The following is a 21,707-nucleotide window of genomic DNA, read 5'->3' on the forward strand; positions in this document are numbered from 1 at the left end:
TGTGCTCAGCCGAAGACGGCCCGCCAGAGCGCGAGCACCGCGTCGCGCTGCGGCGCGAGCGCCTCGGCGGCCTCGCCGTCGAGCGAGGTCGACTGCTCGTTCAATCGCGCCCGATGCTGCACGCGGCGCAGTTCACGGTACGCGTCGGCCGCCTCGCGACCCACGTCGGCGGGCAGCAGGCCGAAGGCCTCGGCGCGCTGCAGCAGCGCGATGTTGCCGGCGTTGGCCAGCAGTTCCGGATGCTGGCCGGAGTGCGCCAGGATCAGGTACTGCAGCGCGAACTCGGCATCGACCATGCCGCCCGGGCTGTGCTTGACGTCGAAGAAACCGGCGCGCACGGACCGCGCGGCGCGCAGCTTCTCTCGCATCGCCACGACCTCCTCGCGCAGTGCCGCCGGATCGCGCGGCGCGGTCAGCACCGCACGGCGCGTGGCCTCGAATCGCTCGGCCAGCGACGCATCGCCGGCGCAGAACCGCGCCCGCGTGATCGCCTGGTGTTCCCAGGTCCAGGCCGTGTTGCTGCCGCGCCCGCCCTGGTAGTTCTCGAACGAGGACAGCGAGGTCACCAGCAGTCCCGAGTTGCCGTTGGGCCGCAGCGCGGTGTCGATGTCGAAGAGCTCGCCGGCCGCGGTGCGGATCGTCAGCCAGGTGATCAGCTTGCGGATGAAGGCGCCGTAGATCTCGGACGCGTTCTCGTCCTCGTCGTCGAAGAGGAAGACCAGGTCCAGGTCGCTGCCGTAGCCCAGCTCCTTGCCGCCCAGCTTGCCGTAGGCGATCACCGCCAGGCGCGGCGCCGGACGGTGCTTCTGCTTCAGTCGGTCCCAGGCCCAGTCGAGCACGCACTGCAGCGTCGCATCGGCCAGCAGCGACAGCTCGTCGGCCACCTGCTCGACGCTGATCTGCCCTTCCACGTCCCGCACCAGCGTGCGGAAGACCTCGGCGTGATGCGCGCGGCGCACGCTGTCGAGCAGGGCGTCCTCGCTCGCCTCGCCGTGTTCGGCCCAGGCGTCGTGGCGCGCCTGCAGGTCCTGGATGAAGGCCGGACCGTCGAAGCGCTCGTGCAGCAGCCGCGCGTCGGCCAGTTCGTCGATCACGCCCGGATGCTGCATCAGGTAGCGCATCGGCCAGCGCGCCAGGCCCAGCAGGCGCAGCAGCCGGCCTTGCACGGCGGGTCGTTCGACCAGCAGCGCCAGATAGCTCTCGCGGCGCAGCAGCGGCTCGATCCAGTCGACGAAGCGTTGCGCCGCGTCCATCGTGCATTCGCCCTGGCGCACCGCCAGCGCCGCGCGCCCGACCAGCTTGGCCAGCCGCAGCCGCGACTCCTCGCGCAGGTTCTGCACCCGCGCTTGCTGCGCCCAGCGGCGGACGTTCTCCGCCAGCTCGGGCTGCAGCTTGTCGAGGAACTCCTCGCTGTCGATCGGCAGCGGCGGGCCGCCGCACATGCCGTTCTTGCAGTTGCCCTTGCCGCCCGGCGAGACGCCGTCATGCAGCAGCGCATCGAACTCGGTCGCCACCAGCTCCCGCACCTCCATCAGCTTGTCCAGCAGCGGACAGGCGTGGCTGTTGCAGGTCAGGCACAGGCTGCGCGCGATCCACGAGATGTCCTCGTCCGCCGCGGGCAGGCAGTGCGTCTGCTGGTCGTCCAGGTACTGGATGCGGTGCTCGACCCGGCGCAGGAAGTCGTAGCCCTTGGCCAGCGCGGTCGCGGTCTCGGGCTTCATCAGCCCGCGCGCGGCCAGCCGCGTCAGCGCCTTGAGCGTCGAGCGGGTGCGGATCTCGGGGAACTGACCGCCGCGCACCACCTGCAGCAGCTGGACGATGAACTCGATCTCCCGGATGCCGCCGCGCGACAGCTTGACGTCGTTGGCCCGCTCCGGCCGGCCGGCGGCGCGGCGCTGGGCCTCGTCGCGGATCTTGCGGTGCAGCTGGCGCAGGCTCTCGAAGACGCCGTAGTCCAGGTAGCGCCGGTAGACGAAGGGCGTCACCAGGCTGCGCAGCTGCATCACGCGGCCTTCCTTGACGCTGGCGCGCGGCGCGACCACGCGGCTCTTCAGCCACGCGAAGCGCTCCCATTCCCGGCCCTGGACGAGGAAGTACTCCTCCAGCATCGCCATGCTGACCGCGGGCGGTCCGGAGTTGCCGTTGGGCCGCAAGGCCAGGTCGACGCGGAAGACCTGACCGTCCTCGGTCACGTCGCCGATCAGCGTCGACAGGCGCCGCGACAGCTGGGCGAAGTACTCGTGCGCGGAGATCTTCTGGCCGCCGGCGGCGTTGCCTTCGGTCTGGCCGTCGTCCTCGTAGACATAGATCAGGTCGATGTCGGAGGAGACGTTGAGCTCGCGCCCGCCGAGCTTGCCCATGCCCACGACCCAGAAGTCGATGTCCTGGCCGACGGCGTCGCGCGGCGCGCCGTACTGGGCGTCGAGCTCGTCGCGGCAGGCCGCGACGCCGATGTCCAGCGCCACCTCGGCCAGGTGCGTCATCGCCTGGGTCACGTCGGTCATCGGGGCGCCCTGCTCGACGTCGAGCACGGCCAGCCGCTCCATCACCAGCTGTCGCATCACGCGCAGCGCGGCGGGCAGCGGGCGTCCGGCTTGCCGGAGCTGGTCCACGACGGCGCGCATCGTGACGTCGTCCGGCAGTCCGGGCGGCAGCAACGACAACTCCGCCGCGTAACGGCGGCGGATGCGCTGAACGAAACGGCTGTGGTCCGCGGACGCGGCGGGCGTCGAGGCGCCTGCCGGGTCGGGGGTTGCCAGGGCAACTGAATCCATCGGTAAAGAATGCTCTCGCTGGCTCATGGCCGGAATGGCTGTGCTAGATTCGGCGACCGCCGTCCACCCTTACATGTCTTCGTCCGCCGCCACCAGTCCTGACTCCGGTTCCGCGGTCGCGAAGCGACGCTGGTGGGCACGTTGCGCCCTCTGGCTCGGAGTGGCTTCCGCAGGGGTTTTCTCCCTGCTGATCGCGGCCTGGCTGGCATTGCACTGGGCGATTCTGCCCCACATCGACGACTGGCGACCCCAGCTCGAAAAGCAAGCCACCCAGGCATTGGGGGTACCCGTCAAGATCGGCGCCATCAGCGCCAAATCCTCGGGCTGGATCCCCACGCTGGACCTGCGCGACGTGCGGGTCGTCGACGCCGCCGGACACGAGGCGCTGCACCTGCCGCGCGTCAGCGCCGCGCTGTCGCCGCGCTCGCTGCTGGCCTTCGAGCTGCGCTTCTCCCAGCTGCTGCTGGACGGCCCCGAACTGCTGCTACGCCGCGACGCCCAGGGCCGCGTCTTCATCGCCGGCCTCAGTGTCGACGGCCCGTCCGACACGCAGGCCTCCGACAACGCCGCCGACTGGTTCTTCGAGCAGCATGAATTCGTCATCCTGCACGGGCGCATCCGCTGGGTCGACGAACTGCGCGCGGCGCCGCCGCTGGAACTCTTCGACCTGAACCTGGTGCTGCGCAACGGCCTGCGCCGCCACCGGCTGCGGCTGGACGCCACGCCGCCCGCCGGCTGGGGCGAGCGCTTCACGCTGCGCGGCGAGTTCACCCAGTCGCTGCTGGACCGGCCCGGCGACTTGAAGCGCTGGAGCGGACAGCTCTTCGGCCACCTGCCGCGCACGGACGTCAGCGAGCTGCGCCGTTATGTCGACCTGCCCTTCGAGCTCAATGAAGGCGACGGCGCGCTGCGCGCCTGGCTGGACGTGGACCGCGGCGAGCCGCGCAGCCTGACCCTGGACATGGGCCTGCGCGCGGTGAAGCTGCGCGTCGCGCCGGGGCTGCCGGAACTGGCGCTGGCCCAGATCGGCGGCCGGCTGGTGCTGAAGCAGACGCCGCAATCGCTGTCGCTGGAAGCCAAGCAACTCGGTTTCCAGGCCGGCGACGGCCTCGACTGGCCCCGCTCGGACTGGGCGCTGGACGTGAAGCGCGACGCCAAGACCGGCGTGCTGACCGGGGGCGACTTCCAGGCCCAGCAGCTGGACCTGACGCTGGGCGCCCAGATCCTGGCCCGCCTGCCGCTGGCCGAGGCGCAACGTCAGTTGATCGCCGACATGAAACCCGCCGGCCTGCTCAACGCGCTGCAGCTGCATTGGGACGGCTCGCTCGACGCTCCGCGCGCCTACCGCGCCAAGGGCCAGCTGCAGCATCTGCATCTGACCGCCGCGGCGCCTGAGCCGCCGGCGGATCCCGGCTCCGCGCCGCCGACCGGCCGGCCCGGCGTCAGCGGCGCCGACCTGCAGTTCGACGCGAACGAACAGGGCGGCACGGCCACGCTGGCGATCAAGGACGGTGACGTGACGCTGCCGGGTGTCTTCGAGGAAGCGACCCTGCCACTGAAGCAGGCGGAAGCCACCCTGCGCTGGCAGGCGCAGCGGCCCGCGGCACTGGCCCCGGCCGCCGGCAAGCGCGCGCCGCCCACCACCCCGGCCCTGGCGCCAGCCGCCCGGCCGCCGCAGGCGGCGGCCTCGGTCGCGGGCGCGGCATCGGCACCCGCCGAGCCCCGTACGCGCTGGTCCGTCCAGTTCAACGGGGTCCGCTTCGCCAACGACGACCTGCGCGCGGAGGTCGAGGGGTCCTGGCAGAGCGGCGAGGGCAAGCGTCCCCACGACGCGGGCAAGCTCGACCTGACCGGCCGCATCGAGGAGATCAGCGCGCCGCGCGTGCTGCGGTATCTCCCCGCCTCGATGGGCCACGAGGCGCGGCGGTATGTCCGCGACGCGATCCGGGACGGCTCCGTCCACAAGATCCAGGTGCGGCTGCAGGGCGACCTGCTCGACTTCCCGTTCGACGCGCCGCGCAGCAAGGGCCAGTTCCGCGTCTCGGGCCAGGTCCGCAACCTGACGCTCGCCTATGTGCCCAGCCATCCGGCCGAGGACGACCGCCCCGCCTTCCAATCCCCCTGGCCGGTGATGGAGCAGCTGGACGCCGAGCTGATCTTCGACCGCGCGGCCATGAGCATCCGCAACGCGAAGACGAAGCTGATGGGCGTGGAGGTGTTCAACGTCCAGGGCGCGATCGCCGACCTGTACCACCACGCCCCGGTGCTGGAGATCGATGGCCAGGCGCGCGGCGCGCTGGTCGACGGGCTGCGCTACGTGAAGAACTCGCCGGTCGCGGCACTGACCAGCCACGTGCTGGACAACACGACCGCCACCGGACCGCTGGCGCTCAAGCTCAACCTGCGGCTGCCGTTGATGCACATCGACGACACGACGGTGAAGGGCCTGGTCACGCTGACCGGCAACGATGTGCGCCTCCGTCCCGACACGCCGCTGCTGGGCCAGGCGAAGGCGCTGGTCAGCTTCGACCAGAAGGGGTTGCAGATCCGGAACGGCCAGGCGCGCGTGCTGGGCGGCGACGCGAGCTTCGACGGCGGCAGCCAGCCCGACGGCGCGATGCGTTTCGCCGCGCAGGGCACGGTGACGGCCGACGCGCTGCGCAACGCGCCGGAGCTGGGACTGCAGCAGGCCGCGTCGGTGATGACGGGTCAGGCGGCGGTGCGCTTCGAACTGGGCGTGGTCAAGGGACAGACGGAGATCACCGTCGCCAGCCCGATGCAGGGCATCGCGGTGAACCTGCCGGCGCCGATGCACAAGGCCGCCGAGGAGACCTGGCCCCTGCGCGTCACCACGCGGGTCGCCGCGGCGCCGGCCGGCACGCTGCGCGACGAGTTGCGCGTCGAGGCGGGCCCGGTCCAGGCGCTCTACCAGCGCGACGTCACGCACGAGGCCAAGGTCCTGCGCGGCGCGGTCGCCGTGCGCGAGAAGCTGCCCGAACTGCCGGCGCAAGGCGTCGTCGCGCGTGCCAGCTTCGACCAGTTCAACGCCGACGCCTGGCAGACCGCGCTGCCGGGGCTGACCGGCGCGAAGGAAGGCGCGGCACTCGACAGCGCGACCGACGGCATGGCCGACGGCGGTTATGCCCCGTCGCAGCTGACCTTGAAGGCGCAGACGCTGCAGGTGTCGGGCCGGACCTTGAACGGCGTCACTGCCGGCATCTCGCACGACGCCGGCGCGGGCTGGCGGGTCTCGATGGACGCGCAGCAGCTCAGCGGCCTGATCGAGGTGCGGCCCGAGAAGCCCAACCAGCCGGGCCGTGTCTACGCCCGCCTGTCCCGGCTGTCCGTGCCCCGCAGCGACGTCGACGGCGTCGAACAGCTGCTCGACAAGCAGCCGCGGTCGGTGCCCACGCTGGACATCGTCGTCGAGGACTTCGAACTGCGCGGCAAGCGCCTGGGCCGGCTCGAGATCGATGCCCAGCAGCAGAACGACGCCCGCGACTGGCGTCTGAGCCGGCTCGTGCTCAAGAGCCCGGACGCGACCTTGAGCGCCTCCGGCAAATGGGCGCCCGAACCGGGTCAGGCCTTGCGCCGCACCGAGCTCGACTGGAAGCTCGACGTCGCGGACGGGGGCCAGCTGATGGAGCGGCTCGGCCAGGGCCAGGTGTTGCGCGGCGGCAAGGGCGAGCTGACCGGCAAGGTCTCGTGGCAGGGGTCGCCGCTGTCGCCGGACTACGCGAGCATGAGCGGCCAGTTGAGTGTCGAGATGGAGAAAGGCCAGTTCCTCAAGGCGGAGCCCGGCGTCGGGCGACTGCTGGGCGTGCTGAGCCTGCAGTCCATCCCGCGGCGGCTGATGCTGGACTTCCGCGACGTGTTCTCGGAAGGGTTCGCCTTCGACAGCGTCACCGGCGACATCAAGATCGGCAAGGGCGTGGCCCGCAGCGACAACCTGCGCATGAAGGGCCTGCAGGCCGCGGTGCTCATGGAGGGCAGCGCGGACCTCGCCGCCGAGACCCAGGACCTGCACGTGCTGGTGCTGCCCGAGATCAACGCCGGCGGCGCCGCCCTCGCCTATGCGGCGGTCAACCCGGCCATCGGGCTGGGCGCCTTCCTGGCGCAGTGGCTGCTGCGCAAGCCGCTGGCCGCGGCCAACAGCGAAGAGTTCCGCGTCACCGGCACCTGGTCCGATCCCCGCATCGAGCAGTTGCCGCGCCGCGCGCAGCCGCAGGGCAGCTACAACAGCACGGCCACCGCGCAAGGAGAGTCCGCCCCATGAGCACGCCATCCACGAACGCCGGGCCGCGCGCCGCCACCGCCACCGCCGCCACCGCCGCCACCGCGCCGGTCACCGTCGCCGCCATCCAGATGGTCTCCGGCACCCGGCTCGAAGAGAACCTCGAACGCGCCCGGCACTGGATCGGCGAGGCCGCCCGGCAGGGCGCCGCGCTGGTCTCGCTGCCGGAGTACTTCTGCCTGATGGGCCACAAGGACACCGACAAGCTCCCCTTCGCCGAGCGGCCCGGCGACCTCGACGCGCCGATCCAGGGCGCGCTCAGCCGCGCGGCCCGCGAGCACGGCGTCTGGATCCTCGGCGGCACGCTGCCGATGGCCCTCGACGGCCAGCCCGTGCCGGCGGCGCGCGTGCGCAACACCACCTGCGTCTTCGCGCCGGACGGGTCGCTGACAGGGCGCTACGACAAGCTCCACCTGTTCTGCTACGACAACGGCCGCGAGCGCTACGACGAGGCCCGCGTGCTGGAGGCCGGCGAGGCGCCGGTCACCGTGGACGCGGCGATCCCCGACGGCCCCGCGCTGCGCGTCGGGCTCTCGATCTGCTACGACCTGCGGTTCCCGGAGCTGTATCGGGCGATGAGCTTCAGCGGCGAACGGCCGCTCGATCTGATCAGCGTGCCGGCGGCTTTCACCTTCACCACGGGACAGGCGCACTGGGAACTGCTGCTGCGCGCCCGCGCCGTCGAGAACCAGGCCTACGTCATCGCCGCCGCGCAGGGCGGCACGCATGAGAACGGCCGCCGCACCTGGGGCCACAGCATGATCGTCGACCCGTGGGGCGAGGTCCTGGCCTGCGTGCCCGAGGGCGAGGGCCTGGCCGTCGCGAAGATAGCTCCCGCGCGCATCGCGCAGGTGCGCGAGCAGTTGCCAGCGCTGCAGCATCGCCGGCTCTGAGCCTTCGGCACAGGGCCTCTGACGTTGACCCCGAACACTGAGGCTCGAAAGCGGTCCACTTCGGGCGATCGGTGCCCGGTTCACGGAGGCAAGATGCCCGGCATGATCGACCGTCGTCCCGCTCCCTTCCGTTCCGCGCCGGCCATGCTGGCTGCCGCGGCGTGCGCCTGCGCGCTGCTGGCGGGATGCGGCACGCCGGCCCGGCCGCTGGAGTCCTCGATCACGGACATGGAATCGCTGCAGCTGCGCTCGTGGCTCAGTCCGCAGCTGCGGCGCAACATCGACCTGCTGCCGGTCACTGGCGGCCAGGAGACCTCGATGTGGTGGGGAAGCCGCATCAACGCGATGACGCTGAACCAGACCTACCAGGAGTCGTTCCGGCGCCTGGGGCTGATGCCGGACGTGCCTGAAACGGGCCGCTACCAGTTGCAGGTCGAGGTCCTGGCGCTGGCGCAGCCGAACGTGCCGGTGCTCCCCGAGGTGGCCCTCTCCATCCGCTACACCTTGACCGAGCGGGTCGCGGGCGGCGGCAAGGTGCTGTATCAGCGGACGCTGCGCACGACGCAGAAGGCCGGCATCGACGACAGCCTCAATCCGAGCGAGCAGCTGCGCATTGCCACGGAATCGGCGCTGCGCAACAACATTGCGGACCTGATCCGTGAGCTCGCATCGCTCGCTCTTCCAGCCTGAGCAGACCTCGCTCTCTGACTCCCTCTCCCGCTTGCGGGAGAGGGCAGGGGTGAGGGCCAGCAGCCTCACGCAAGAACTGACCCTTGCCTGGGTGGAGGTGTCGTTGACTGCCACTTCCGCTGGCCCTCACCCCCACCCTCTCCCGCAAGCGGGAGAGGGAGTTCGACTGGGGTTCGGCGTGGAGAAGGCGCGCTTGCCGTTATTCGAATTCAGCAGATTCCCCACCCCGGCATATGCATATAAGCATTGATTGCTTGCCAAACGCCGGGTAATCCCTAAGCATCACGGTTTCCGCCCCAAAGAGGCGCACGACGGCAACGGGTCTCACCTGCCGCTAGCGTCCTTCTTCTTCCCGTGATCGAACTTCAAAGCCTGCACAAATCGTATGACGTCGAGGGCCGCCGTGTTCCGGCGCTTCAAGGCGTGGATCTGAAGATCGACTCGGGCGAGGTGTTCGGGATCATCGGCGCGTCGGGGGCTGGCAAGAGCACCTTGCTGCGGGTGATCAACCTGCTGGAGCGACCGGACGGCGGCAAGGTCGTCGTGGCCGGCCAGGACCTGCAGGCGCTGGACGCCGCCGGCCTGCGTGCCGCCCGGCAGAAGATCGCGATGATCTTCCAGCACTTCAATCTGTTGAGTTCCCGCACCGTGGCGCAGAACGTCGCATGGCCGTTGCGCATCGCCGGTTGGGATGCCGCGCGGATCGCTCCGCGCGTGCAGGCCTTGCTGGCCCGGGTGGGTCTGGCCGACCAGGCCGACAAGTACCCCGCGCAGCTGTCGGGCGGGCAGAAGCAGCGTGTCGGCATCGCCCGCGCGCTCGCGCTGGACCCGCAGGTGCTGCTGTGCGATGAAGCCACCAGCGCGCTCGATCCTGAGACCACCCGCTCCATCCTGGACCTGCTGGCCGAGCTCAACGACGAACTGAAGCTGACCATCGTCCTGATCACGCATGAGATGGATGTGGTCCGCCGCGTCTGCGACCGCGTCGCGGTCCTCGAGGCTGGCCGCATCGTCGAGCAGGGCCCGGTGGCGCAGGTGTTCCTGCACCCGCGTTCGGGCACCGCGAAGCGCTTCGTCCTCGCTGCGGAACATGTGGACGAAGGCGAGCAGCGCGACGACTACGCGCATGTCGCGGGCAGCCTCTGGCGGCTGACCTTCTTCGGCGAACGCACCTACGAGCCCTTGCTGGGCGAGGTCGCCCGCCGCGCGAATCTGGACTTCGGCATCCTGGCCGGCCGCATCGACCGGATCAAGAAACAGCCCTACGGGCAGTTGACGATCGCCGTCAGCGGCGGCGACCACGCCGCCGCCCGCCAACTGCTGGCCGAGCGCGGCGTGCAGGTTGAGGAGCTGCGCGCATGAGCCTCGCCGCGACCCCGTCCCTGCTCGACACCCTGAAAGCCATCGACTGGCCCGAGATCGCCACCGCCGGTGGCGACACGCTGCTGATGCTCGGCGGTTCGCTGCTGTTCACCGCGCTGCTCGGCCTGCCGCTCGGCATCGCGCTCTACCTCTTCGACCGCGACCGGCTGGTCTCCTCGCCGAAGGTGTACACGCTGCTGTCCCTCGTCGTGAACATCCTGCGCTCGCTCCCCTTCGTCATCCTGCTGATCGTGCTGATCCCGTTCACGCTGCTCGTGACCGGCACCTCGCTCGGCGTGGCCGGCGCGATCCCGCCGCTGGTCGTCGGTGCGACGCCGTTCCTGGCGCGCCTGGTCGAGACCGCGCTGCGCGGCGTCGACCGCGGCATCGTCGAAGCCGGCCTCGCCATGGGCGCCAGCCCCGCCAGATCGTGTGGCAGGGCCTGCTGCCCGAGGCGCTGCCCGGCATCGTCTCCGCGCTCACCGTCACCGCCATCACGCTGGTCGGCTACACGGCGATGTCCGGCGTCATCGGCGGCGGCGGCCTGGGTGACCTCGCCATCCGCTTCGGCTACCAGCGCTTCCAGACCGAGGTCATGGTCGTGACCGTCGTGCTGCTGCTGGTGCTCGTGCAACTGCTGCAGATGTTCGGCGACTGGCTCGTGACCCGCGTGTCCCACCGATAGCCCGCCATCGCCATCGATCACCGAGCCAGGCTCGCCAGGAAACCCCGCCTCCCCTTTCATCGCCGTGGCCCCAAGCAGGCACCCGGCATCGTCCCTCTGAGGAGTTTTACCAATGAAGAAGCTGTTCACCGCCGCCGTCGCGGCCCTGTCGCTGGCCGCCGCCGGCACCGCCGCCGCCGAGAAGCTGACCGTCGCCGCCACCGCGGTGCCGCACGCCGAGATCCTCAACTTGATCAAGCCCGAGCTGGCCAAGCAGGGCGTCGAGCTCGAGGTCAAGGTCTTCACCGACTACGTCCAGCCCAACGTGCAGGTCGCCGAGAAGCGCCTGGACGCCAACTTCTTCCAGCACAAGCCTTACCTGACCGAGTTCAACAAGGGCAAGGGCACGCACCTGGTCGCCGTCGCGGCCGTGCACGTGGAGCCGTTCGGCGCCTATTCGACCAAGCACAAGAGCCTGGCCGCGCTGCCCGAGGGCGGCACCGTCGCGATCCCCAACGATCCGACCAATGGCGGCCGCGCGCTGCTGCTGCTGGACAAGGCCGGCGTGATCAAGCTCAAGGACAAGGCCAACATCCTGTCCACGACCAAGGACATCGCCGAGAACCCGAAGAAGCTGAAATTCCGCGAGATCGAGGCCGCCACGCTGCCGCGCATCCTGCCGCAGGTCGACCTGGCGCTGATCAACACCAACTACGCGCTGGAAGCGAAGCTGAACCCGTCCAAGGACGCGCTCGCGATCGAAGGGGCCGAGTCGCCCTACGCCAACTGGCTGGTCACGCGTGACGACAACCAGAACGCCCCGGCCGTGAAGAAACTGGCCGCCGCGCTGCAGACCGACGCCGTCAAGCGCTTCATCCAGACCCAGTACAAGGGCGCGGTAGTGCCCGCGTTCTGAGCCCCGACACCGACGCCGACCGGACGGTCGGCCGGGTTTGGGCGATATCCGCCGCATCACGCCCCGCACACGCGGGGCGCTTTCATTTGCGGGCGGGATGCCGCGCATTTGTGCCGTATGGCGAACGGCGCTTCTTGGCACCATGACGCCCTCCTCCCATGCCCAGGTCTTGCGCTCGCGCGAGTTCAAGCCCTGCTCCCGCCGTGTCCGACCTCCTCGCGGTCCTGCCGCAGTTCTTCCTGTTCCGCGACGGCGCCCCGACGCTGCTGCTCACCGGCCGGTATGACTGGCCGCTGGTGCTGCTGTCGCTGGTCGTCGCCTCGCTGACCTCGGCGCTGGCGCTGCAGGTCGCGGGCGTGGCCAAGCCGGCCAAGGGCTGGCGCCGGCAGGCCATCCTCGCCACCGGCGCGCTGGCCCTGGGCGGCGGCATCTGGTCGATGCACTTCATCGGCATGCTGGCCTTCCAGCTCTGCGCGCAGATCGCCTTCGACGGCCACATCACCGCGATCTCCATGGTCCCGGCGCTGATCGCGTCCTGGGTCGCGCTGGCGCTGCTGGCCCGCCATCAGCTCGAGACCTGGCGGCTCATCGTCGGCGGCGTGCTCGTGGGCGCGGGCATCGGCGCGATGCACTACATGGGGATGGCGGCGATGGAGATGTCCGTCGCGCTGCGTTACGACCCGGTCTGGTTCGGCGCCTCCATCGTCGTGGCCGTGCTGCTGGCGATGCTGGCGCTGTGGATCCGCTTCGGCCTGGCCGGCCGGATCCCCCGGTATTGGGCGATCGCCCTCGGCGGCATCGTGATGGGCTGCGCGATCGCGGGCATGCACTACACGGCCATGGGCGCGGCGCGTTTCGTCGGCCTGGGCGACGGCCCCTGCAACAGCAGCATCGAGAACGCCGGCTGGCTGGCGCTCGCCGTGACCGTGATGGCGCTGGCGATCAGCGCGATCACCGCCGGCGCCAACGGCCTGCTGGCGCTGCGCCGGCTCAACACCGACCTGATGGACGAGCGTCGCCGCATGCTCACGATGGAGCAGGCGCTGCGCGACAGCGAGACCAAGTACCGCACCGTCATCGCCAACAGCCCGGGCGTGACCTTCCGCTGCCGCATGGACGCGGACTGGTCGATGCTGCTGATCAACGATGCCGTCGAAGAGCTGACGGGCTGGGCCGCGCAGGACTTCCTGGACGGCACGCAGCACTTCGCCGCGCTGATCCACCGCCACGACCAGGAACGCGTGAACGCGGCCGTCGAGACGGCCGTCGCCGCCGACGCGCCCTATTCGATCGAGTACCGCGTCCACACCCGCGAAGCGGGCGAGCGCTGGGTCTCCGAACGCGGCCGCGCGGTGCGCGACGCGCTCGGCGCGCCGCAGTGGATCGACGGCGTCATCCTCGACATCACGGAGCCCAAGCGCCTGCAGCGCCAGCTCGAAGACGCCAAGGAACGCGCCGAGTCCGCCGCCGCGGCCAAGAGCGCCTTCCTGGCCAACATGAGCCATGAGATCCGCACACCGATGAATGCCATCCTGGGCTTCACCGAGCTGCTGCTGGACACGACGCTGACCGACTCGCAGCGCCGCCACCTGACGACGGTGCGCGGCTCGGCCCGCTCGCTGCTCTCGCTGCTGAACGACATCCTGGACACCGCCAAGCTCGACAAGGGGGCGATGGAGCTGGAGGTGGTCGACTTCTCGCTGCGCACCGTGTGCGAGCAGGCGCTGAACTCGCTGAAGCTGCTGGCGCAGCGCAAGAGCCTGGCGCTGTACCTCGACTATCCGAGCGCGGAGCCGCGCTTCTTCCAGGGCGATCCGCTGCGCGTGCAGCAGGTGCTGCTGAACCTGGTCGGCAACGCGATCAAGTTCACCGAGCGCGGCCTGGTCACGCTGCGCATGCGGGTGGAAGGCGGACAGATCCACCTGTCCGTCATCGACACCGGCATCGGCATCGCCGCCGACCGGCTGGACCGCATCTTCGACGCCTTCGCGCAGGCCGACGCCTCGACGACGCGCCGCTTCGGCGGCACCGGGCTGGGCACGACGATCTCGCGCCAGCTGGTCGAGCGCATGGGCGGCCGCATCACGGTCGAGAGCGAAGTCGACCAGGGCAGCACCTTCCACGTCTGGCTGCCGCTGCCGGCGGGCGATGCCGCGACCGCCGAGGCGGAGGCCGCCGAAGTGACCGTCACGCTGCCACCGCTGCGGCTGCTGGTGGCCGACGACGTGGCGCAGAACGGCGAGCTGCTGCAGATCATCCTGGGCCGCGAGGGTCACCAGGTCACGCTGGCCTCGGACGGGCTGCAGGCGCTGAAGGCCTTCTCGGACGGACGTTTCGACGCGGTGCTGATGGACGTCCACATGCCCGGGCTGGACGGCCTGGGCGCGACGCGCCGGATCCGCAACTTCGAGCATGCGCAGGGCCGCGGCCACACGCCGGTGGTCGCGCTGACCGCCAGCGTGCTGGAAGAGGACCGCCAGGCGGCGCTGGCCGCCGGCATGGACGGCTTCGCGGTCAAACCGGTGGAACCGGCGCGGCTGTTCGCCGAGATCGCCCGCGTGCTGGGCCTGACGCCGGGCCGCTCGCCGGCCGTCGCCGGCCCGGTGCCGTCGACGCGGCATGCGACCGACACCCGCATCTCCGGCGCCTCGGCGGGACCGCTGGACTGGCAGCAGGGCCTGCGGCTCTGGGGCAGCGTGACCGCGTGGCAGCGCGGACTGCGCCGCTTCGCGGAGGAACAGCGCGACGGCGTGGCCCGGCTGCATCAGCTGACGCACGCGCGGCAATGGATCGAGATGCGCGGACTGGTGCACCGCTGGCGCGGCGTGGCCGGCAGCCTGGCGATGCCGGGGCTGCTCGCGGCCGCGCAGCCGGTCGAGTCGGCGCTGCGGCTCGGCAGGCAGGACGACCTGATGGCGCTGGTGGACACGCTCGCCCTGGCGCTCCAGGACACGCTGGACGCGGTCGCGGAACTCGACGGCACGCCGTCCGGCTTCGCGGCGAGCGCATCGATGCCGCTGGCGGAACCGTCGGCCACGGCGGTCGCCGTGGCGCAGGAACTGCGTGAGAAGAAGACGCTGATCGACCGGCTGGCCGCGGCGCTCAAGCGCAGCGAGCTCGACGACGAATCGCTGGCCGCGCTCCGGGCCGCCTTCGGGGTCGACCGCATCGCGCCGCTGTCGCAGGCCCTGGACGATTTCGACTTCGACGCGGCGCTGCTGCTGCTGCAATCGCTGCGCACGCAACTGAGCGCGGCTGCCGCGGCGGCGTCAGGTGCGCGATGATGGAGGTCGTGATCGCCGACCATCGCCCCAAGCTGCTGCTCGTCGACGACGAGCCGGCCAACCTGCAGGTGCTGCGGCACGTGCTGCAGGACGACTACCGGCTGCTGTTCGCGCGCGACGGCCAGAAGGCGCTCGAGCTCGCGAAGAGCGAGTCGCCGCAGCTCATCCTCCTCGACATCATGATGCCGGGCATGTCCGGCCTGGACGTCTGCCGGGTGCTGAAGTCGCAACCGGCGACGAAGCGGACGCCGGTGATCTTCGTCACCGCGCTGGCCGATTCGCGCGACGAGACCGAGGGCTTCGAGGCCGGCGCGGTGGACTACATCGCCAAGCCGGTGAGCCCGCCGGTCGTGCGTGCGCGGGTGCGCACCCACCTGTCGCTGGTGCGCGCCGACGAGCTGCGCGAGACACGGCTGCAGATCGTGCAGCGGCTCGGTCGCGCGGCCGAATACAAGGACAACGAGACGGGGTGGCACGTCGTCCGGATGAGCCACTACGCGCAGCTGCTGGCGCTGGCCGCCGGCTGGACGGACCAGGAGGCCGACGACCTGCTGCACGCCGCGCCGATGCACGACGTGGGCAAGCTCGGCATCCCCGACGCGATCCTGCAGAAGCCGGGCCCGCTGACCGAGGCGGAGTGGACGGTGATGCGCCGCCATCCGGCCATCGGCGCGGAAATCCTCGGCGACCAGACGACCGGGCTGCTCGGGCTGGCGCGCCGGGTCGCGCTGGGCCACCACGAGAAGTGGGACGGCAGCGGCTATCCGGAGGGACTGGCCGGCGAGGCGATCCCTCAGGAAGCGCGCATCGTCGCCATCGCCGACGTCTTCGACGCGCTGACCAGCATCCGGCCCTACAAGCCGGCGTGGCCGATCGAGCAGGCCGTCGAGCACCTGCGCGCGCAGGCCGGCCGGCACTTCGATCCGGCGCTGGTGGAGCTCTTTATCGGCGTGCTGCCGCAGGTGCTGGAAGTGCGGGAGCGCTTCCTCGAGGAAGGCTGAGCGGCGGCCCGCCGGGCCCGCCCCGTTGAGCCGGCGCCGCTGAACCGTCGGTGAACCGCCGTCGAGCCGGGCCGTCGAGGCGATCCGACGCCGGTTATGACCCGCCCCCACAAGGTGATGCTCGCAATCCCCAGTCGCGGCCGCCCGATGGCACGCGGCACCGGAATAATGCGCGCCCATGGTGCTCAACTTCATCTGGATCGGGTTCTTCCTGATCGGCTTCGCGGTCGCGCTGGCGCGACTGGTCCAGGGCGACCTGACCATCTTCACGCAGGTGCTCACCGGCATCTTCGACACGGCCAAGACCGGCTTCGACATCTCGCTCGGCCTGGTCGGCGTGATGAGCCTGTGGCTGGGCCTGATGAAGGTCGGCGAGAACGCCGGCGTGATCCAGCTGTTTGCGCGCGCGATGGGGCCGTTCTTCGGCCGCATCTTCCCGGAAGTGCCGCGCGGCCATCCGGCGGGCGGCTCGATGGTCATGAACTTCTCGGCCAACATGCTCGGGCTGGACAACGCCGCCACGCCGCTGGGCCTGAAGGCGATGAAGGAGCTTCAGGAGCTGAATCCGCAGAAGGACACCGCCAGCAACGCGATGATCATGTTCCTGGTGCTGAACACCGCCGGCATCACGCTGATCCCGACCTCGGTGATCGCGATCCGCCAGGCGATGGCGGTGGACCAGGGTCTGGTCGGCTTCAACGCGGCGGACATCTTCCTGCCGACGCTGGTCGCGACCTTCATCTCCTTCATGTCGGGGCTGATCGCGGTCGCCTGGGTGCAGCGCATCAACCTGTTCAGCGCGCCGGTGCTGGTGTTCGTCGGCGGCTTCATCGCGATCATGGCGGCCGTCTTCGGCTGGCTGCACAGCTATCCGCCGGAGGTGATGTCGCAGTACATCGGCCTGCTGGGCAGCGGCGTGATCCTGAGCATCATCGCGATGTTCATCGCGGTGGGCGCGTGGCGCCGCATCAACGTCTACGAGTCCTTCGTCGAGGGTGCGAAGGAGGGCTTCGGCGTCGCGATCCAGATCATTCCCTACCTGATCGCGATCCTGGTGGCGATCTCGGTGTTCCGCACGACCGGCTGCATGGAGTTCGTCGTGCGGGGCATCGCCGCCGGCGTGGCCGCGCTGGGCCTGCCGACGGACTTCGTGCCCGCGCTGCCCGTCGGGCTGATGAAGACGCTGTCGGGCAGCGGCGCGCGCGGGCTGATGGTGGACGTGCTCAAGACCTACGGCGTGGACAGCTTCGAGGGCAAGCTCGCCGCGATCATCCAGGGCTCGACCGAGACCACCTTCTACGTGCTGGCCGTCTACTTCGGCAGCGTCAACATCAAGAAGACCCGCTACGCGCTGACCTGCGGACTGCTGGCCGACGTGGTCGGCCTGGTGGGCGCGATCCTGGTGGGCTACTGGTTCTTCAAGTGAGACGGCGAGGACGGCCGCAGGGCGCTCAACCGGCCCGCGGCGTCACATCGACTTGAACAGGTGGACGTAGGCACGGCTGACCGGCAGCTCGCTCGCATGACCGCGCACGCGCACGAACAGCCGGCTCAGCTCGTCGCGGCGGGTGCCGCTCACATGGTCCAGGTTCACGATGGTCGAGCGGTGCACCTGCCAGAAGCGGTCGCCGTCGAGCTGCGCGGCGAGCTCGTGGATGGGCGTGCGGATCAGGTACTCGGTCGTCGCGGTCTGGACGCAGGTGTACTTGTCGTCGGCGCGGAAGAAGAGCACCTCGTCGACGGGGACCTGGTGCATCAGGTCGCCTTGCGTCGCCCGGACCCAGCGCAACAGTCCGGACGCCTTCGCGGCCGCGCCGGCCGGTGCGTTCAGGCGCTGCAGGGCGGCGAGCAGCCGCGCATCCACGCCGTCGTCGCCGGGGGCGCCCGTTTCCCGCTTCGCCAGCGCCCGGCGGATCCGCTCGACCGTGCGGGTGAGCCGTTCCGCCTCGACCGGCTTGAGCACGTAATCGATCGCCTCCTGCTCGAAGGCCTGCACCGCGTACTGGTCGTAGGCGGTGACGAAGACGACGCGCGTGTCGCCCTCGATGCCCTCGGCGACCTCGAGTCCGGTGAGTCCCGGCATCTGGATGTCGAGGAAGGCCAGGTCCGGCTGCAGCACCGCGATCTGCTCGGCGGCCTCCTGGCCGTTGCGGGCGATGTGGACGATGTCGAGCTCCGGCCAGACGGCGGCCAGTTGCGCCGCCAGGGCGCGGGCCAGGTGGGGTTCGTCGTCGGCGATCAGCGCGGTGGGTGCGGTCATGGTCGGTGATGAAAAGAGGAAGGGGATCAGGCCATCAGGCCAATTGGCATTCAGGCCTCCAGCGGCACGCGCAGCGTGACGCGGCAGCCGGGTTCGGCGGGTTCGAGGGTCAGCGACGCGCGGTCGCCGTAATGCGTCATCAGGCGCTCGCGAAGGTTGGCCAGCGCGATGCCGTTGCCGGCGCGGCGCGAGGCGCCGGGGCCGACGCCGTCGTCGCGCACCTCGATCACCAGGAAGCCGGCGCCCAGCCCGGCGTCGACACGGACGGTGCCGCCCTCGATCTTGGGCTCGAGCCCGTGGTGGACCGCGTTCTCCACCAGCGGCTGCAGCAGCATCGGCGGCAGCGGCACGAGGCGTGCCTCCGGCGTGGCGTGGATCTCGAACCGCAGCCGGTCTTCCATCCGCGTCTGCAGCACCGTGAGGTAGGCGGTGGCGAGGGACAGTTCGTCGTCCAGCGGCCCCGTCTCGCGCCGCAGGCCGCCGAGCGAGGCCCGCAGGTAGGCGGTGAAGGCGCCCAGCATCTCCTTGGCCTTGGGCGCGTCGTAGTCGATCAGCGAGTGGACGTTGGCCAGCGTGTTGAACAGGAAGTGCGGCTCGATCTGGCCTTGCAGCAGCCGCAGCTGGGCCTCGGTGGCGCGGCGCTCGGCCTTAAGCTGGCGGTTCTTGGACGCGAACCAGTGATGCAGCACGAAGGTGATGCACAGCGAGAGCGCCGAGGTGATGCCGATGATCTTCCCGCCCTGGGACCAGTCCAGCCGGACCCAGTCCGCCAGGCCCGCCAGCCACATGCCCGGCACCCAGCCGATCAGCACGCCCAGCAGCGGCACCGCGGAGAAGAACACCGTGCGCTGCCAGTCCGCCCAGCCGCGGATGCGGGCGCGGCCGCCGAAGAGCGGCACGAAGAGCGTGAACAGCGTCTGGATGGTCAGGCCGATGGTCAGGCAGACGACGACGTTCTTCCAGTACCACCAGGCCCAGATCGCCGGATCGGTCCAGCGGGCGGTGCGGGCGTTCAGGACGAAGCCCAGGACCGTGAAGCCGATCGCCAGCGTGCAGGAGAACAGCACGGTCCAGACCCACTGCAGCCAGCCGGGGCCGCTGGGCTGGGCGTCGTTGCTGAGCCAGGCGTGCCAGGAGGCGCGCAGTCGGCGGGCATCGCGCCAGAGGGGTCGGGACGGAGCGGGGGTCATGCGGCGCAGTGTAGGGAGCCGTGGCGGCCGCGCGGCCGGGGGAAACGACGGATCGACAGCGCGCCGGGCGGATCGACGGCGGGCGGCGTGAGCGGCGGCCTTCCCGCCCTGACCTTTGACAGCGGAGGGGGCCTGTGGTGTCCAATGGCACGCAATCCACGGAGACCCGCATGAGCTACATCCTGCTGATCAACGAACCTGTCGGCCAGCGCGAGGCGCGCACGCCGGAGGAAGGCCGCGAGGCCTACGACCGCATGACCGCGTATGCGGACCAGCTCCAGGCCAAGGGCCTGCTGCACGCCGCGCAGTCGCTGCAGTCGGTCAACGGATCGACCCGCGTCGCGAAACGCGACGGCCGCATGACGACGGTCGACGGCCCGTTCGCCGAGGCCAAGGAGATGGTCGGCGGCTTCTTCTGGCTGAACGTGACCACGCGCGAGGAGGCGCTGGCGATCGCCCGCGAATGCCCGGCGGCGGAGTGGTGCACGGTGGAGGTCCGCTCGATGGCCCCGTGTTACGCGGAATCGAAGGCCTGACAGTTTTTCGAGGACCGGACGCCGGTCTGTCGAAATCGGCGGGGGCGAACCGTCGTGGGAGTGTGGACACCCACCGCATTCCCCCAACCCCGACCCTGGAGCTTCCTCATGCGCCACCAGCAAATCTTCGTGAACCTGCCCGTCAAGGACGTCGAGCGCAGCAAGCGCTTCTACGCCGCGATGGGTTACGAGTTCAATCCGCAGTTCTCCAACGAGCAGGCCTTGTCGATGGTCATCTCGGACGACATCTACGCGATGCTGCTGGTCGAGGAGTTCTTCCAGACCTTCACGCCGCGCAGGATCTCGGACGCGCACACGACGACCGAGGTGCTGACCTGCCTGTCCTGCGAGAGCAAGGCCCAGGTGGACGAGCTGATCGCCAAGGCGCTGGCCGCCGGCGGCACCGTGCCGCGCGCGCCGCAGGACATGGGCTTCATGTACTCCCAGGCGTACGCGGACCCGGACGGCCACATCTGGGAGCTGATGTACATGGACATCACGCAGTTCCCCGGCGCCTGAGTCCCACCCGGCGCGCGTACGATCGCGCGCATGAACGACGACACCCATCGCGCGATCACGACCGTCTGGCGGCAGGAATCCGCCAAGATCATCGGCGCCCTGTCGCGGCTGACCCGCGACGTGCCGCTGGCGGAAGAGCTGGCGCAGGACGCGCTGGTCGCCGCGCTGGAGACCTGGCCCCGGCAGGGCCTGCCGGACAAGCCGGCGGCCTGGCTGATGACCACGGCCAAGCACCGCGCGCTGGACCGGCTGCGCCATGTGAAGCTGAGCGGCGACAAGCTGGAGCAGCTCGGCCATGAGCTCGACGCGCGCGAGGCGATGATCGTGCCGGACTTCGTGGAAAGCCTGGACGACGACCGCGCGGCGCGCGAGATCGGCGACGACGTGCTGCGGCTGATGTTCTGCGCCTGCCACCCGGTGCTGAGCCTGGAGGCGCGGGTGGCCTTGACGCTGAAGATGGTCGCCGGCCTGACGACGGGCGAGATCGCCCGGGCCTACCTGCAATCGGAGCCGACGGTGGCACAGCGGCTGGTCCGCGCGAAGCGCACGCTGGGCGAGGCGAACGTGCCCTTCGAGCTGCCGCGCGGCGAGGCGCTGACGGAGCGGCTTTCCGCCGTGCTGGAAGTGCTCTACCTGATCTTCAACGAAGGCTACGCCGCGACCAGCGGCGAGCGCTGGATCCGCCAGGACCTGTGCGACGAGGCGCTGCGACTGGCCCGCATGCTGGTGAAGCTGGCGCCGCGCGAAGGCGAGGTGCTGGGCCTACTCGCGCTGATGGAGTTGCAGTCTTCGCGCGCCGCGGCGCGGGTCGACGCCCAAGGCCAGCCGGTGCTGCTGCTGGAGCAGGACCGGTCGACCTGGGACGCGGCGGCGATCGAGCGCGGCCTGACGGCGCTGGAGGCGGCTGATCGCCTGGCCGCCGAACTGGACGACGGACACGGCCTGGGGCCGTACGCGCTGCAGGCGGCGATCGCGGCCTGCCACGCGCGGGCGCGTCGTGCCGAGGACACCGACTGGCCGCGCATCGCGGCGCTCTACGAGGCGCTGGCGCTGCGGCAGCCGTCGCCGGTGGTGGAACTCAACCGCGCCGTGGCGCTGGCCATGGCCTTCGGTCCCGCGGTCGGACTGGAGATCGTCGACCGGCTGATGGAGGAGCCCGCGCTGAAGCAGTACCACTGGCTGCCCAGCGTGCGCGCGGACCTGCTGTCCAAGCTCGGCCGCAATGCCGAAGCGAAAGAGGAATTCGAACGCGCCGCGGCGATGACCGGCAACGAGCGCGAAAAGGAACTGCTGCTCAAGCGGGCGAGGGAGCAGGGGCACTGAG

General features: G+C 70.4%; 14 protein-coding genes and 1 pseudogene. 12 read left to right on the forward strand and 3 right to left on the reverse strand.

What is annotated here, in order from left to right; all coding sequences use genetic code 11:
- Positions 1–5: 5 nt before the first annotated feature.
- A complete protein-coding gene (gene glnE / locus ACQ859_RS00075) occupies positions 6–2,774 on the reverse strand; it encodes a bifunctional [glutamate--ammonia ligase]-adenylyl-L-tyrosine phosphorylase/[glutamate--ammonia-ligase] adenylyltransferase (RefSeq protein WP_431264080.1) in 2,769 nt (922 codons plus the stop codon).
- Between the two features lie 160 nt (positions 2,775–2,934).
- Between glnE and ACQ859_RS00080 the strand changes: the two genes are divergently transcribed.
- From ACQ859_RS00080 to ACQ859_RS00120, 9 genes and pseudogenes are all read left to right on the forward strand, one after another.
- The gene (locus tag ACQ859_RS00080) at positions 2,935–7,050 is read left to right on the forward strand and encodes a YhdP family protein (RefSeq protein ID WP_431264081.1); all 4,116 of its coding nucleotides are present in this window, start codon (positions 2,935–2,937) and stop codon (positions 7,048–7,050) included.
- Complete coding sequence (locus ACQ859_RS00085) at positions 7,047–7,961, forward strand: carbon-nitrogen hydrolase family protein (protein ID WP_431264082.1); 915 nt, start codon at positions 7,047–7,049, stop codon at positions 7,959–7,961. The genes ACQ859_RS00080 and ACQ859_RS00085 overlap by 4 nt, the downstream gene beginning before the upstream one ends.
- Before the next feature lie 93 nt (positions 7,962–8,054).
- Positions 8,055–8,651, forward strand: a complete 597-nt coding sequence (locus ACQ859_RS00090; RefSeq protein WP_431264083.1) for a hypothetical protein — start codon at positions 8,055–8,057, stop codon at positions 8,649–8,651.
- A gap of 354 nt (positions 8,652–9,005) precedes the next feature.
- Positions 9,006–10,013 (forward strand): methionine ABC transporter ATP-binding protein, encoded by a 1,008-nt coding sequence (locus tag ACQ859_RS00095; RefSeq protein ID WP_431264084.1) that lies wholly within the window; start codon positions 9,006–9,008, stop codon positions 10,011–10,013.
- Between the two features lie 86 nt (positions 10,014–10,099).
- Positions 10,100–10,698 (forward strand): annotated as a pseudogene (locus tag ACQ859_RS00100) (methionine ABC transporter permease).
- 112 nt (positions 10,699–10,810) lie between these two features.
- A complete protein-coding gene (locus ACQ859_RS00105) occupies positions 10,811–11,593 on the forward strand; it encodes a MetQ/NlpA family ABC transporter substrate-binding protein (RefSeq protein WP_431264085.1) in 783 nt (260 codons plus the stop codon).
- A 203-nt stretch (positions 11,594–11,796) separates the two neighbouring features.
- Positions 11,797–14,877 carry an MHYT domain-containing protein gene (locus ACQ859_RS00110; protein ID WP_431264086.1) on the forward strand — a complete coding sequence of 1,027 codons (3,081 nt, stop codon included), beginning with the start codon at positions 11,797–11,799 and terminating at the stop codon, positions 14,875–14,877.
- Positions 14,877–15,878, forward strand: a complete 1,002-nt coding sequence (locus ACQ859_RS00115) for an HD domain-containing phosphohydrolase (RefSeq protein ID WP_431264087.1) — start codon at positions 14,877–14,879, stop codon at positions 15,876–15,878. Before ACQ859_RS00110 ends, ACQ859_RS00115 begins: the two co-directional genes overlap by 1 nt.
- 178 nt (positions 15,879–16,056) lie before the next feature.
- The gene (locus ACQ859_RS00120; RefSeq protein WP_431264088.1) at positions 16,057–17,304 is read left to right on the forward strand and encodes a nucleoside recognition domain-containing protein; all 1,248 of its coding nucleotides are present in this window, start codon (positions 16,057–16,059) and stop codon (positions 17,302–17,304) included.
- A gap of 42 nt (positions 17,305–17,346) precedes the next feature.
- Here ACQ859_RS00120 and ACQ859_RS00125 read toward each other — a convergent pair whose 3' ends face one another.
- Positions 17,347–18,138: a LytR/AlgR family response regulator transcription factor gene (locus ACQ859_RS00125; RefSeq protein ID WP_431264089.1), complete on the reverse strand. Its 792-nt coding sequence runs from the start codon at positions 18,136–18,138 to the stop codon at positions 17,347–17,349.
- 50 nt (positions 18,139–18,188) lie between these two features.
- A complete protein-coding gene (locus ACQ859_RS00130) occupies positions 18,189–19,328 on the reverse strand; it encodes a sensor histidine kinase (protein WP_431264090.1) in 1,140 nt (379 codons plus the stop codon).
- A gap of 170 nt (positions 19,329–19,498) precedes the next feature.
- Between ACQ859_RS00130 and ACQ859_RS00135 the strand changes: the two genes are divergently transcribed.
- The 3 genes from ACQ859_RS00135 to ACQ859_RS00145 all read left to right on the forward strand — a co-directional run bounded on the left by ACQ859_RS00135 (position 19,499) and on the right by ACQ859_RS00145 (position 21,706).
- On the forward strand, positions 19,499–19,864 hold the full coding sequence (locus tag ACQ859_RS00135) for a YciI family protein (protein WP_431264091.1): 366 nt from the start codon (positions 19,499–19,501) through the stop codon (positions 19,862–19,864).
- A 108-nt stretch (positions 19,865–19,972) separates the two neighbouring features.
- Positions 19,973–20,383 carry a VOC family protein gene (locus ACQ859_RS00140; protein WP_431264092.1) on the forward strand — a complete coding sequence of 137 codons (411 nt, stop codon included), beginning with the start codon at positions 19,973–19,975 and terminating at the stop codon, positions 20,381–20,383.
- Between the two features lie 30 nt (positions 20,384–20,413).
- The gene (locus ACQ859_RS00145) at positions 20,414–21,706 is read left to right on the forward strand and encodes an RNA polymerase sigma factor (protein WP_431264093.1); all 1,293 of its coding nucleotides are present in this window, start codon (positions 20,414–20,416) and stop codon (positions 21,704–21,706) included.
- Position 21,707: the final 1 nt, after the last annotated feature.

The sequence above is a fragment of the Roseateles chitinivorans genome, assembly GCF_050632235.1.
Classification (GTDB): Bacteria; Pseudomonadota; Gammaproteobacteria; order Burkholderiales; family Burkholderiaceae_C; genus Roseateles; species Roseateles chitinivorans_A.

Excerpts from the sequence above, each read along its gene's own strand:
- glnE (WP_431264080.1), bottom strand. The coding sequence starts at position 2,774 with ATGGATTCAGTTGCCCTGGCAACCCCCGACCCGGCAGGCGCCTCGACG.
- ACQ859_RS00085 (WP_431264082.1), top strand. The coding sequence starts at position 7,047 with ATGAGCACGCCATCCACGAACGCCGGGCCGCGCGCCGCCACCGCCACC.
- ACQ859_RS00090 (WP_431264083.1), top strand. The coding sequence starts at position 8,055 with ATGCCCGGCATGATCGACCGTCGTCCCGCTCCCTTCCGTTCCGCGCCG.
- ACQ859_RS00105 (WP_431264085.1), top strand. The coding sequence starts at position 10,811 with ATGAAGAAGCTGTTCACCGCCGCCGTCGCGGCCCTGTCGCTGGCCGCC.
- ACQ859_RS00115 (WP_431264087.1), top strand. The coding sequence starts at position 14,877 with ATGGAGGTCGTGATCGCCGACCATCGCCCCAAGCTGCTGCTCGTCGAC.
- ACQ859_RS00120 (WP_431264088.1), top strand. The coding sequence starts at position 16,057 with ATGGTGCTCAACTTCATCTGGATCGGGTTCTTCCTGATCGGCTTCGCG.
- ACQ859_RS00125 (WP_431264089.1), bottom strand. The coding sequence starts at position 18,138 with ATGACCGCACCCACCGCGCTGATCGCCGACGACGAACCCCACCTGGCC.
- ACQ859_RS00130 (WP_431264090.1), bottom strand. The coding sequence starts at position 19,328 with ATGACCCCCGCTCCGTCCCGACCCCTCTGGCGCGATGCCCGCCGACTG.
- ACQ859_RS00135 (WP_431264091.1), top strand. The coding sequence starts at position 19,499 with ATGAGCTACATCCTGCTGATCAACGAACCTGTCGGCCAGCGCGAGGCG.
- ACQ859_RS00140 (WP_431264092.1), top strand. The coding sequence starts at position 19,973 with ATGCGCCACCAGCAAATCTTCGTGAACCTGCCCGTCAAGGACGTCGAG.
- ACQ859_RS00145 (WP_431264093.1), top strand. The coding sequence starts at position 20,414 with ATGAACGACGACACCCATCGCGCGATCACGACCGTCTGGCGGCAGGAA.